At 72.3% G+C, this 11,901-nt stretch carries 8 protein-coding genes and 1 pseudogene; 1 reads left to right on the top strand and 8 read right to left on the bottom strand.

Going from position 1 to position 11,901, the window contains the following annotated elements:
- From BN344_RS20770 to gyrB, 3 genes and pseudogenes are all read right to left on the bottom strand, one after another.
- Nucleotides 1-207: pseudogene (locus tag BN344_RS20770) on the bottom strand (DUF3566 domain-containing protein); the annotation flags it as partial.
- A gap of 105 nt (nucleotides 208-312) precedes the next feature.
- Nucleotides 313-2,781 carry a DNA gyrase subunit A gene (gene gyrA / locus BN344_RS13600; protein ID WP_040338891.1) on the bottom strand — a complete coding sequence of 823 codons (2,469 nt, stop codon included), beginning with the start codon at nucleotides 2,779-2,781 and terminating at the stop codon, nucleotides 313-315.
- Nucleotides 2,782-2,890: 109 nt separating this feature from the next.
- The gene (gene gyrB, locus BN344_RS13595) at nucleotides 2,891-4,924 is read right to left on the bottom strand and encodes a DNA topoisomerase (ATP-hydrolyzing) subunit B (RefSeq protein ID WP_040338890.1); all 2,034 of its coding nucleotides are present in this window, start codon (nucleotides 4,922-4,924) and stop codon (nucleotides 2,891-2,893) included.
- Between the two features lie 366 nt (nucleotides 4,925-5,290).
- Between gyrB and BN344_RS13590 the strand changes: the two genes are divergently transcribed.
- Nucleotides 5,291-6,769 (top strand): SDR family oxidoreductase, encoded by a 1,479-nt coding sequence (locus tag BN344_RS13590; protein WP_040338889.1) that lies wholly within the window; start codon nucleotides 5,291-5,293, stop codon nucleotides 6,767-6,769.
- 13 nt (nucleotides 6,770-6,782) lie between these two features.
- On the opposite strand, the gene BN344_RS13585 is transcribed toward BN344_RS13590, so the two are convergent.
- The 5 genes from BN344_RS13585 to dnaN all read right to left on the bottom strand — a co-directional run bounded on the left by BN344_RS13585 (nucleotide 6,783) and on the right by dnaN (nucleotide 11,696).
- Nucleotides 6,783-7,703: a hypothetical protein gene (locus BN344_RS13585; RefSeq protein WP_040338888.1), complete on the bottom strand. Its 921-nt coding sequence runs from the start codon at nucleotides 7,701-7,703 to the stop codon at nucleotides 6,783-6,785.
- Nucleotides 7,704-7,730: 27 nt separating this feature from the next.
- A complete protein-coding gene (locus tag BN344_RS13580) occupies nucleotides 7,731-8,231 on the bottom strand; it encodes a DciA family protein (RefSeq protein ID WP_040338887.1) in 501 nt (166 codons plus the stop codon).
- A complete protein-coding gene (recF, locus tag BN344_RS13575; protein WP_040338886.1) occupies nucleotides 8,228-9,406 on the bottom strand; it encodes a DNA replication/repair protein RecF in 1,179 nt (392 codons plus the stop codon). Before recF ends, BN344_RS13580 begins: the two co-directional genes overlap by 4 nt.
- 94 nt (nucleotides 9,407-9,500) lie before the next feature.
- A complete protein-coding gene (gene gnd, locus BN344_RS13570) occupies nucleotides 9,501-10,496 on the bottom strand; it encodes a phosphogluconate dehydrogenase (NAD(+)-dependent, decarboxylating) (protein WP_155858872.1) in 996 nt (331 codons plus the stop codon).
- Nucleotides 10,497-10,532: 36 nt separating this feature from the next.
- The gene (gene dnaN, locus BN344_RS13565) at nucleotides 10,533-11,696 is read right to left on the bottom strand and encodes a DNA polymerase III subunit beta (RefSeq protein WP_231486795.1); all 1,164 of its coding nucleotides are present in this window, start codon (nucleotides 11,694-11,696) and stop codon (nucleotides 10,533-10,535) included.
- Between the last annotated feature and the right edge of the window lie 205 nt (nucleotides 11,697-11,901).

Here is an 11,901-nt window from a genome sequence, read left to right as displayed (position 1 = left end):
CGCGGCAGCAGCCGGAGCGCCCGCGGGGGTGCCGTCACCCGCGGGTGCGGCTGCCCGCTGGGCACCCGTGGCCGGGATGGTCTGCGTGGCCGTGGGCGGGGGCGCCTGGCCCTGCGCGGGCTGGGCCGGGTCGCTCGCTGCGTCGCCGCCGGGAGCGTCTCCGCCACGGGACCCGGTGCGCACCGAACCGTGCGGCCGGTCGCTCATGCCAGTCTCCCGTTCGCCAGCGGCACAGACCGCTCCCTCGCGACCGGCACCCGGGCAGCGCTCGCGCGCGCCCGGGGCCCGATCAGTTCGTGATCAGATCTCACCCTAGGCCGACGGCTCGTCGTTGTCCGTCGTACGGGCGATAGCCACGATGGACACGTCCTCCGGCAAGTTCATGAGCTTGACGCCCATGGTGGCGCGGTCCTTGTTGTGCCGCACCCCGTTGACCGGTGTGCGGATGACCCCGCCGCCGGAGGTGATGGCGTACAGCTCGTCCCCGAGCGTGACGGCCAGCGCGCCCACGAGAGCGCCCTTGCGCGCCTTCGGGTCCGCGGTGAGCACACCCTTTCCGCCGCGTCCCTGGTTCGGGTAGTTCTCGATGCCCGTGCGCTTGGCGAAACCGCGCTCGGTGGCGACCAGGACGTCGACGCCCTCCTGCACGACCATCATCGACAGCAGCCGGTCGTCCGCGGACAGCGAGATGCCCCGCACACCCTCGGTCGCGCGGCCCATCGGGCGCAGCGCGGTGTCGTCGGCCTTGAACCGGATCGACATCGCCTTGCGCGTCACCAGCAGCAGGTCGGAGCTGTCATCGATGAGCGCGGCGCCGACCAGTTCGTCGCCGTCGCGCAGGTTGACGGCGATGACGCCGCCCTGGCGCGGGGAGTCGAAATCGGTCAGCCGGGTCTTCTTCACCTGCCCCCGTGCCGTGGCCAGGACCAGGTACGGGGCCACCGTGTAGTCCTTGATCTGCATGACCTGGGCGATCTTCTCGTCCGGCTGGAACGCGAGGATGTTCGCCACGTGCTGGCCGCGGGCCGTGCGGTTGGCCTCGGGCAGCTCGTAGGCCTTCGACCGGTACACCCGGCCCTTGTTCGTGAAGAAGAGGATCCAGTCGTGGGTGGAGCCCACGAAGAAGTGGTCGACGATGTCGTCCTGCTTGAGCTGGGCCCCCATCACGCCCTTGCCGCCGCGACGCTGCGACCGGTAGAGGTCGCTCTTCGTCCGCTTCGCGTACCCGGTGCGGGTGATGGTGACGACGACCTCCTCCTCCGCGATGAGGTCCTCCATGGACATGTCGCCCTCGTTGGCGACGAACTGGGTGCGCCGGTCGTCGCCGTACTTGTCGACGATCTCGGTCAGTTCGTCGCGGACGATCTGCCGCTGCCGCTCGGGCGAGTCGAGGATCGCCTGCAGGTCGGCGATCCGTGCCTCGATCTCGGCGAGCTCGTCGAGGATCCGCTGGCGCTCCAGGGCGGCCAGCCGGCGCAGCTGCAGGTCGAGGATCGCCACGGCCTGGATCTCGTCGATGTCGAGCAGCTCCATCAGGCCCGACCGCGCCTCCTCGGCCGACGGGCTGCGACGGATGAGCGCGATGACCTCGTCCAGGTGGTCGAGGGCCTTGGCGTAACCGCGCAGGATGTGCGCGCGCTCCTCGGCCTTGCGCAGCCGGTAGCGGGTCCGCCGCTGGATGACCTCGATCTGGTGGTTGACCCAGTTGCGCACCAGCTCGTCGAGCCGCAGCGTGCGCGGCACGCCGTCGACGATCGAGAGCATGTTGCAGCCGAAGGAGGTCTGCAGCTGGGTGTGCTTGTAGAGGTTGTTCAGCACGACCTTGGCGACGGCGTCGCGGCGCAGGGTGATGACCAGCCGGCGGCCGACCCGGTCGCTGGACTCGTCGTCGATCCCGACGATGCCCTGGAGCCGGCCTTCCTTGACCAGCTCGGCGATGTTCTCGGCCAGGTTGTCGGGGTTCACCTGGTAGGGCAGCTCGGTGACGACGAGCTGGACCCGGCCCTTGGCGTCCTCCTCGACCGTGACGACGGCACGCATCCGTACCGAGCCGCGGCCGGTGCGGTAGGCGTCCTCGATGCCCTCCCGGCCGACGATCAAGCCGTGGGTCGGGAAGTCGGGGCCCTTGATCCGCTCCATGCAGGCGGTGAGGGCCTCCTCGGCCTCCGCCTCGGGGTGGTCGAGGATCCAGTAGGCCGCCTCGGCGACCTCCCGCAGGTTGTGCGGGGGCATGTTGGTGGCCATGCCGACCGCGATGCCTGCCGACCCGTTGATGAGCAGGTTCGGGATGCGCGCGGGCAGGACGACGGGCTCCTGGGTGCGGCCGTCGTAGTTGCCCTGGAAGTCGACGGTCTCCTCGTCGATGCCGGCGAGCATCTCCATCGCCAACGGCGTGAGCCGGCACTCGGTGTACCGCATGGCGGCGGCCGGGTCGTTGCCGGGGGAACCGAAGTTGCCCTGCCCGTCGATCAGCGGATACCGCATCGACCAGGGCTGGGCCAACCGCACCAGGGCGTCGTAGATCGCCGAGTCGCCGTGGGGGTGGTAGTTGCCCATGACCTCGGCGACCGGGCGGGCGCACTTGACGTACCCGCGGTCCGGACGGAAGCCCTGGTCGTACATCGCGAACAGCACGCGGCGGTGCACCGGCTTGAGGCCGTCGCGCACCTCGGGCAGGGCGCGCCCGACGATGACGCTCATCGCGTAGTCGATGTAGCTGCGCTGCATCTCCTGCTGGAGGTCGACCGGTTCGATGCGGTCGCGGGGTGGGGTCTCCGTCACGGTTCAGGTCTCCACAGGTGGTTGCACAGAGGTGGATGAAGGCTTGTCGTCGGCCCCGTCCAGAGGCTCGCCCCGAGCGTGCGAGGGGTGAGGAGGACGGGGTCCTCTTTCAGACGTCGAGGAAGCGGACGTCCTTGGCGTTGCGGGTGATGAAGCTGCGGCGGGCCTCGACGTCCTCGCCCATGAGGATGCTGAAGATCTCGTCCGCTGCGGCGGCGTCCTCCAGCGTGACCTGGCGCAGGATCCGGGTCTCCGGGTTCATCGTGGTCTCCCACAGCTCGCTGGCGTTCATCTCGCCGAGCCCCTTGAACCGCTGGATCATCTCGTCCTTGACCTTGCGACCGGCTTCGGTGCCGGCCTTCACCAGCGCGTCGCGCTCCTTGTCGCTGTAGGCGTACTCGTCGCCGAGCTTGCCGCCCCACTTGATCTTGTACAGCGGAGGCTTGGCCAGGTAGACGTACTGCCCCTCGACCAGCGGGCGCATGAAGCGGAACAGCAGCGTGAGCAGCAGCGTGCTGATGTGCTGGCCGTCGACGTCGGCGTCGGCCATGAGCACGATCTTGTGATAGCGGAGCTTCGAGATGTCGAACTCGTCGTGGATGCCGGTGCCGAAGGCGGTGATCATCGACTGGACCTCGGTGTTCTTGAGGACCCGGTCGATGCGCGCCTTCTCGACGTTGATGATCTTCCCGCGGATGGGGAGGATCGCCTGGAACATCGAGTCGCGGCCGGACTTGGCGGAGCCGCCGGCCGAGTCACCCTCGACGATGTAGACCTCGGAGTTGCGCGGGTCGGTGGAGCGGCAGTCGGCCAGCTTGCCCGGCAGGCCGCTCACCGTGAGCAGGCTCTTGCGGGCCAGCTTGCGGGCGTCCTGCGCGGCCCGACGGGCGCGGGCGGCCGACGAGGCCTTGGTGATGATCGTCTTGGCCTCGGTGGGGTTCGACTCGAACCAGTGCCCGATCTGCTCGTTGCAGACCCGCTGCACGAAGCCCTTGACCTCGGTGTTGCCGAGCTTGGTCTTCGTCTGGCCCTCGAACTGCGGGTCGCCCAGCTTCACCGAGACGATGGCGGCGAGGCCTTCCCGGATGTCGTCGCCGGTGAGCTTCTCGTCCTTCTCCTTGAGCAGCTTCTTCTCGACGGCGTACCGGTTGACGATCGAGGTGAGCGCCGCGCGGAAGCCCTCCTCGTGGGTGCCGCCCTCGTGCGTGTTGATGATGTTCGCGAAGGTGTGCACCGACTCGGAGTAGGAGTCGGACCACTGCATCGCGACCTCGAGCGACATCGCGGTGTCGTTCTTGCCGGTGCCCTCGGCGGAGAAGCTGATCACCGACTTGTGGATCGGGCTCCGTCGGCGGTTGATGTGCGCGACGTAGTCGACCAGGCCGAGGTCGTAGCGGTAGGTGATCTCGGTGGGCTCGAAGGCCTCGTCCTCGTGTCCGGCGGCCGTCGCCTCCTCGGCGAGGGACACCTCCTCGGACATGCCCGTCTCGGCCTTGCTGTGCCCGGGCCGCTCGTCGCGCAGGATGATGGTCAGGCCCTTGTTGAGGAAGGCCATCTCCTGCAGGCGGCGGTTGATCGTGTCGAACGAGTAGTCGGTGGTCTCGAAGATCTCGCCGTCGGCCCAGAAGGTGATCGCGGTGCCGCGCTTCGTCGTCGGGCCGATCTCGTCCAGCGGGCCGGGCTTGGCGTAGGCGTAGCTCTGCTGCCACTCCGTGCCGTGGGTCCAGACGGAGACGTCGAGGCGGGTGGACAGCGCGTTGACGACGGTGACGCCGACGCCGTGCAGACCGCCGGAGACGCCGTAGCTCTTGCCGTCGAACTTCCCGCCCGCGTGCAGCGTCGTCATGATCACCTCGACGGTGGGGCGCTTCTCCACCGGGTGCATGTCGACCGGGATGCCACGGCCGTTGTCCTCGACCCGGACACCGCCGTCGGCCAGCAGGGTCACCCGGACGGTGTCGCAGTAGCCGGCGAGCGCCTCGTCGACGGCGTTGTCCACGACCTCCCACACCATGTGGTGCAGACCGCGCTCACCGGTGGACCCGATGTACATACCGGGGCGCTTCCGGACCGCCTCGAGGCCTTCGAGAACGGTGATGGAGCTACCGGAGTAGGCGTTGTCGGTCTGGGGTGCTGCGACCACGGGGGGCCTTCCTCTCGCGCAACCGGCGGCATGCACCCACGGGGAGGGTGGGGGCGGAACGACGCCGAAGGAACATGCCTTCGGGGCGCACGACGACGCTGAGCCGGATGCTGGCGGTTTCTGTGTCCGAGGATACCGGGTCCTACGACAGGAACGTCGCCGTCCACGCCCTGACGTCATTCCTGCGCCACTTCCAGCACCTGAGCCACCCCCGATGCTGCCCCGGGGGTTGACACGCCGTCCTCGGGCCGCTGCCGGGCCCGGACTCCGGGCCCGTCCCGCGGCTGGGGACGGGAGCCTTCGTCAGTCGCGCCCCGGGATCCCGCGATCCGAGCGCGCGGGGCCGATCCCGCACACACTCGGGCCATGCCCCCCGCGGAACCGAAGCTCTGCCTCGTCACCGGCGCGACCGGCTACATCGGCGGGCGGCTGGTCCCCGAGCTCCTGGCCGCCGGCTACCGGGTGCGGGTGATGACCCGCTCCCCGGAGCGCATCCGCGACCGTCCGTGGGCCGGGCAGGTCGAGGTGGCCCGGGCGGACGCGTCCGATGCCGCCCAGGTCGCGGCGGCCTGCGCCGGGGTCGACGTCGTCTACTACCTGATCCACGCCCTCGGGTCCGGCACGGAGTTCGAGGAGACCGACCGGCGGACCGCCGGCGTCATGGCCGGCGCCGTCCGGGACGCCGGGGTCGGCCGCCTGGTCTACCTGGGGGCGCTCGAGCCCGAGGGGGAGGAGCTCTCGCCGCACCTGCGCTCGCGCACCGAGGTGGCCGAGATCCTGCTCGGGTCCGGCGTGCCCACCGCCGTGCTGCGCGCCGCGGTGGTCCTGGGCTCGGGCTCGGCGTCGTTCGAGATGCTCCGCCACCTGACCGAACGGCTGCCGGTGATGGTCACCCCCCGCTGGGTGCACAGCCGCATCCAGCCGATCGCCGTCCGCGACGTCCTCCGCTACCTCGTGGGGTGCGCGGAGCTGCCCGCGTCGGTGCACCGGGGCTTCGACATCGGCGGGCCCGACGTCATGAACTACGCCGAGATGATGCAGCGGTACGCCGTCGTCGCCGGGCTCCCCCGGCGGCGCATCGTGCCGGTTCCGCTGTTCACGCCGTCGCTGTCCAGCCACTGGGTCGGGCTCATCACCCCGGTGCCCGCCGGTATCGCCCGGCCGCTGGTCGAGTCGCTGCGCAACACGGTGGTCTGCGGCGAGCGCGACATCGCCACGTACGTCCCCGATCCGCCCGGCGGGCTGCTCGGCTTCGACGAGGCGGTGACCCTGGCCGTGGCCCGCGTCCGGAACTCGGCGGTCACCACCCGGTGGTCGGGGGCGTCCACGCCCGGCGCGCCGTCGGACCCGCTGCCCACCGATCCGGACTGGGCCGGCGGCAGCCTCTACGTCGACGAGCGGACCCGGCCGACCGCCGCTGACCCGGCCGACCTGTGGCGCGTCGTCGAAGGCATCGGTGGGGATGCCGGCTGGTACTCGTTCCCCCTGGCGTGGCGGGTCCGGGGCTGGCTGGACCGCGCGGTCGGCGGGGTGGGCCTGCGCCGGGGACGGCGGGACGGCGGGACCCTCTACGTCGGCGACGCGCTGGACTTCTGGCGGGTCGAGGAGCTGGAGCGAGGGCGCCTCCTCCGGCTGCGCGCGGAGATGCGGCTGCCCGGGCTCGCCTGGCTGGAGTTCCACGTGGAACACGACCCCGACGCGGGAACGGTGCTGCGCCAGCGCGCCACGTTCGCGCCGCGGGGCCTGGCCGGGCACCTCTACTGGTGGGCGGTCGCGGCGTTCCACGGGTTCGTGTTCGGCGGCATGGTCAGGGGCGTCGCCCGGGCGGCCGAGAAGGGCAGCTGACGCCGTCCCGTCCTCAGTAGCCGGCGGCCAGCCCGGCGACGAGCGCGGTGAGCAGCCGGGCGTGGTGCTCGATCAGCTCGGGCCGGTGCCCGTCGGGCCGGATCGCGGCCAGGTGACCGGCCGCCGTCCAGAACTCGTCCCCGTCGTCGGTGCCCAGCAGCAGGCGGTGCACCTCGGGATCGGCGGCCAGCCGGCGCACCTGCGGACCGTCCTCGGCGGCCAGCAGCGTCCAGCGACGGTCGAAGTCGGCGCTGTCCGACGGGATCTGCACCAGCCCGCCGACGCCGTGCTTCCACAGCCGGGCCGGGGACAGCCGCACCGACGGCACCGCGCCCAGCAGGGGCGCCGCGGTGATCGCGTACTGGGGCACCATGTACCGCCCGGACGCGTAGACGGCGTCGAACGCGACCAGGTCGAGCGCACCGGCCCGGCCCCGCAGCACGCTCGCCGGCCGGTGGTCCTTCGTCAGCCGGACCGGGGCCGACGTGAGCAGCGGCTGGAGGGCGGCGTCCTCGGGGGCGGTGCCGTCGGAGAGCGTCCAGCCGTGCTGGATCGCCCAGCCCTGGGCGCCGACGACGTCGCCCTGGTAGGTGAAGGCCCGCTCCATCTCGGGGTCCTGCCGACGACGACCGCCGAACAGCCCGCGCCGCTCGGGCACCTGCGCCTGCTGCCCCTCCGGTGGCGCCCACGACGGGTCCACCCCGGGCGCCCGATCCTGCGCCGGTCGCTCCGGCTCGGCCGGAGGGAGGTCCCAGCCCGCCGGCCGCCAGGTCTCGGGGTCGGCGGAGTGGTCGCTGTCGCGCGGCTGCTTGCGGCGGTCGGCGATGTTGGGCTCGTCCGGCGCCGGCTCGTCGCCGCCGAGGTGGGCCGGCTCCTGCCAGCCGCGGCCGGTGCCGTCGTCGTCGAAGCCGTCGCGGTCCCGCGGGGTGTTCATCGTTGCCCTTCCGTCGTGGTGCCCTGCTCAGCCGTACGTGTCGCGCGGCCCGCGCCCGCGCACCGAGCGCGGGCCCTTCTTCCAGCTCGGTGCCGTCGGTCCGACAACGCGCAACCGCGTCACGACGTCCCCGCCCACACCGGCGCGCAGTTTCCCCAGGATCGTCGGTGCCAGCAGCCGCAGCTGGGTAGCCCAGGCCGTGGACTCCGCGACGACGAGCAGTTCGCCCTCGGTGAGCGTCTGCGGAACGCAGTGCGCCGCGATCTCCGGCCCGACCAGCATCTCCCAGCGGCCGAACACCGCGCCGGTCCGGGTGCGCTCGGACCAGTCCTGCTGGTTCACCAGCGAGTCGACCAGCCGGCCCAGCGGCTGGGGGTCGTCGGCGCCGGGGCCGGGTCCGCTCCACGAGCGCCGCGGTCCAGCGATCCGACGCCGGGTCGGCCGGGGACGGGCGGCCGAGGCGGCCCGCGCGGCCTCCAGCGCGGCGCGGGCGATGTCGCTGGGACGGGCCGGCCGGTCCTCGGTCACGTCACCCCTCCCTCGACGAACCCGGCGCCGTCCTTGACCACGATCGCGACGCCGTCGCCCACCTCGACGCGCACGCCGCGCAGCTCCTCGGGGACGTCGTCGACCACGGCGGCGGTGATCAGCGTCTGCTCCGCCGAACGGGCGACCGCGGCCAGGGCGGCCCGGCGCTGGGCGTCCAGCGTCGCGAAGACGTCGTCCAGGATCAGGATGGGGTCCTCGCCCTCGGCCCTCAAGAGGGCGAAGGTCGCGAGCTTGAGCCCCAGCGCGAGCGACCAGGACTCCCCGTGGCTGGCGAACCCCTTCGCCGGAGCCGGCCCCAGGTGGATGACCAGGTCGTCGCGGTGCGGCCCGACCAGGGTCATGCCCCGGTCCAGCTCGTCGTTGCGTCGCTCGGCGACGCGCTCGCGCATCGCCGCGGTCAGCTGCTCCACGCCCGGCAGCGTGCCGTCCGGCGGCAGGGCGGCCCCGTCGCCGGCCAGCGGCACCGTCGAGGAGTAGCCCAGCCCCGCGGCGACCGCGTCGTCGCCGGACACCGTCGCGTAGGCCTCGGCGAGCTGCGGGGCGAGGTCGGCGATCAGGCCCAGCCGGGCCGACAGCAGCTGCCCGCCCAGATCGGTGAGGTGGCCGTCCCAGACGTCGAGGGTCTCGATCGCCTTGCCGCGGGCCAGCCGCGCGGTCTTCAGCAGGGCATTGCGCTGCTTGAGCACCCGGTCGTAGTCCGCGCGCACCCCGGCCAGCCGGGGCGTCCGGCTCACCAGCAGCTCGTCGAGGAACCGCCGGCGCTCCGTCGGGTCGCCCCGCACCAGGGCCAGGTCCTCGGGCGCGAACAGCACCGTGCGGACCATGCCCAGCAGGTCGCGCGGCCGCTGGAGCGGCCCGCGGTTCACCCGCACCCGGTTGGCCCGGCCGGGGTTGATCTCGATCTCGACCAGGAGCTCCCGGTCGCCCCGGCGCAGCGCCGCCCGGACGACGGCCTGGGCGGCCCCGTGCTGCACCAGGGGCGCGTCGCCGGAGACCCGGTGGCTGCTCATCGTCGCCAGGTAACCGACCGCCTCGACGAGGTTGGTCTTGCCCTCGCCGTTGCGCCCGACCAGCACGGTCGGGCCCGGCGAGAGAGCCAGGTCCACCCGTTCCCAGCTCCGGAAGGAGCCGACCTGCAGGTGGCGGACGTACATGCCCTCAGCTCTCCAAGCGACGACGGACCGGAACGGCCGGCCTCCGGGGTCCACGCCGAGCCCGCGCGGCGTGGGGGGACGGCCGGTCCTCTGCCTAGGCGGGCCGCTCGGCCTCGGCCTGCTCGACCGCGCGGACGGCGTGCCCACCGAACTGGTTCCGCAGCGCGGCGACGGCCTTCATGGTCGGGGAGTCGTCCTGGCGCGAGGAGAACCGGGCGAACAGCGAGGCCGCGATCGTCGGCATCGGCACGGCGTTCTCGATCGCCTGCTCGACGGTCCACCGACCCTCGCCGGAGTCCTCCGCGTAGCCGCGCACCCGCTCCAGCGCCGGGTCCTCGTCGAGGGCGCGCACCAGCAGGTCCAGCAGCCAGGAGCGGATGACCGTGCCCTGGGTCCACGACCGGACGACGCCGGGGACGTCCTCGATGAGGTCGACGGCGGCGAGCAGCTCGTAGCCCTCGCCGTAGGCCTGCATCATCGCGTACTCGATGCCGTTGTGGACCATCTTGCTGAAGTGGCCGGCGCCCACCGGTCCCGCGTGCACGAAGCCGGCGCCGGGGAGCTCCTGACCGGACTCGTCCTCGGGGGAGGGCGGCTTCAGCGCATCGAAGACCGGCTGGACCTTCGCGACGTCTTCGGCGGTGCCGCCGACCATCAGCGCGTAGCCGTTCTCCAGGCCCCAGACGCCGCCGGAGACACCGGCGTCGATGTAGCCGATGCCCTTGTCGCGGCACATGACGTCGTGCACCTGGTCGTCGGTGTACTTGGAGTTGCCGCCCTCGACGATCACGTCGCCGGGCTCGAGCAGGTCGGCGAGTTCCTTGACCGTCGCCCGGGTGGGCTCGCCGGAGGGCACCATCACCCACACGACGCGGGGTGCGCTGAGCGCCTCCACCAGCGCCGGCAGGCTGTCGACGTCGCGCTTCCCCGGGGCGTGGTCGTAACCGACGACCTCGTGGCCGGCGCGGCGGACCCGCTCGGCCATGTTGCCGCCCATCTTGCCCAGCCCGATCAGCCCCAGCTGCACGTCTGCTCCCTTGGTGACACGGCTTCGTGGTCTTGTCTGGAAGGCCCCGTCGCAGGGTCCCATGCCGAGCGGAGCGAGGCATGGGGGGCGACGGGGTGCTTACCCCGGCAGGCGCACCGGCATGATCAGGTAGCGGTAGCTGCCCGGCCGCGGCGCCGGTGCGTCGCCGTCGTCGGTCGGCTCGTCGACACCGGACAGGACCGCCGGCTTGAGCGGGCTGGTGAAGTCCATCCGCGCGCGCTCGGTGTGCACCGCGGCCAGGCCGTCGAGCAGGAACGTCGGGTTGAAGCCGATGGTCAGCGGGTCGCCGTCGAAGTCGACGTCGCAGCGCTCCTCGGCCTGCCCCTCGTCGTCGGTGCCCCCGGCCCGCAGGGTGACCTGGCCCGGCGTGAACTCGCAGCGCAGCGGGGTGCCCCGCTCGGCCACCAGGGCGACGCGCTTGGCCGCGTCGGTGAACAGACCGACCGGAAGGGTGGCGCTGGCCGCGGACTCGCTCGGCATGATCGCCCGGTACTTGACGAACTCGGCGTCCAGCAGCCGGGTGGTGGTCTGCCGGTCCTTGCTGGACAGGCCCAAGATGCCCTCGCCAGAGCTGCCGGAGGAGAGCGAGAGGGTGATCTCCGGTCCGCTGGTCAGCGTCTTGGCGGCGTCGGCCAGGGTGCGGGCCGGCACCAGCACGGCCGCGGACACCCCGGAGGTGTCGGGGCGCCAGGCGAACTCGCGCACGGCCAGCCGGTAGCGGTCGGTGGCGGCCAGGGTGATCTGGTCGCCCTCGATCTCGAGGCGGACGCCGGTGAGCATGGGGAGCGTGTCGTCGCGACCGGCGGCGACGGCCACCTGGCCGACGGCCTCGGCGAAGACGTCGCTGTCGACCACACCGGCCGACGACGGCATGGACGGCAGCGACGGGTAGTCCTCGACCGGCAGGGTCGGCAGGCTGAACCGGGCGTTGCCGCAGGTGATGGCGAGGCGGGGACCGTCCGCGGTGATGTCCACGGGGTGCGGCGGGAGCGCGCGGGTGATCTCGGCCAGCAGCCGGCCGGGCACCAGGACGCGGCCGCTCTCGGTCGCCTGCACGTCGGCCTCGGCCCGCGCGGACACCTCGTAGTCGAACCCGGAGACCGACAGCTGACTGCCGTCGACCTCGAGCAGGATGCCGGCGAGGACGGGCACCGACGGCCGCGGCGGCAGGCTGCGCGCCGTCCACGCCACGGTGTCGGCGAGCACCTCTCGTGCCACCCGGAACTTCATCTCTCGACCCACCCGATCTCGTCTGCGTCCACGGTGCGACCGGCCGCAGGAGAAGCCTCCGCGTGCCGGTGCGGTGCTCATCGTGCCTGCTGGGGTGCCTCCGGGGGAAACCCTGTCCCCGATGGGTGCTCCGCCCGGTGTGCTCGACCGGCCGTTGCTCCCCGGCTCGTGGCCCGTGCGGTCCGGTGGCCTGCCCAGCGGAGCGTCCCCACCCTGA

Origin of the sequence: Candidatus Blastococcus massiliensis AP3 (assembly GCF_000582785.1) — a bacterium.
Taxonomy (GTDB): domain Bacteria; phylum Actinomycetota; class Actinomycetes; order Mycobacteriales; family Geodermatophilaceae; genus Blastococcus; species Blastococcus massiliensis.
The sequence above is the reverse complement of the archived record's forward strand: the minus strand, read 5'-3'. Positions and strand labels throughout refer to the sequence as shown.

Coding starts and splice junctions, on each gene's coding strand:
- BN344_RS13590 (WP_040338889.1), top strand. CDS start 5,291: ATGCCCCCCGCGGAACCGAAGCTCTGCCTCGTCACCGGCGCGACCGGC.
- BN344_RS13585 (WP_040338888.1), bottom strand. CDS start 7,703: ATGAACACCCCGCGGGACCGCGACGGCTTCGACGACGACGGCACCGGC.
- recF (WP_040338886.1), bottom strand. CDS start 9,406: ATGTACGTCCGCCACCTGCAGGTCGGCTCCTTCCGGAGCTGGGAACGG.
- gnd (WP_155858872.1), bottom strand. CDS start 10,496: ATGGGACCCTGCGACGGGGCCTTCCAGACAAGACCACGAAGCCGTGTC.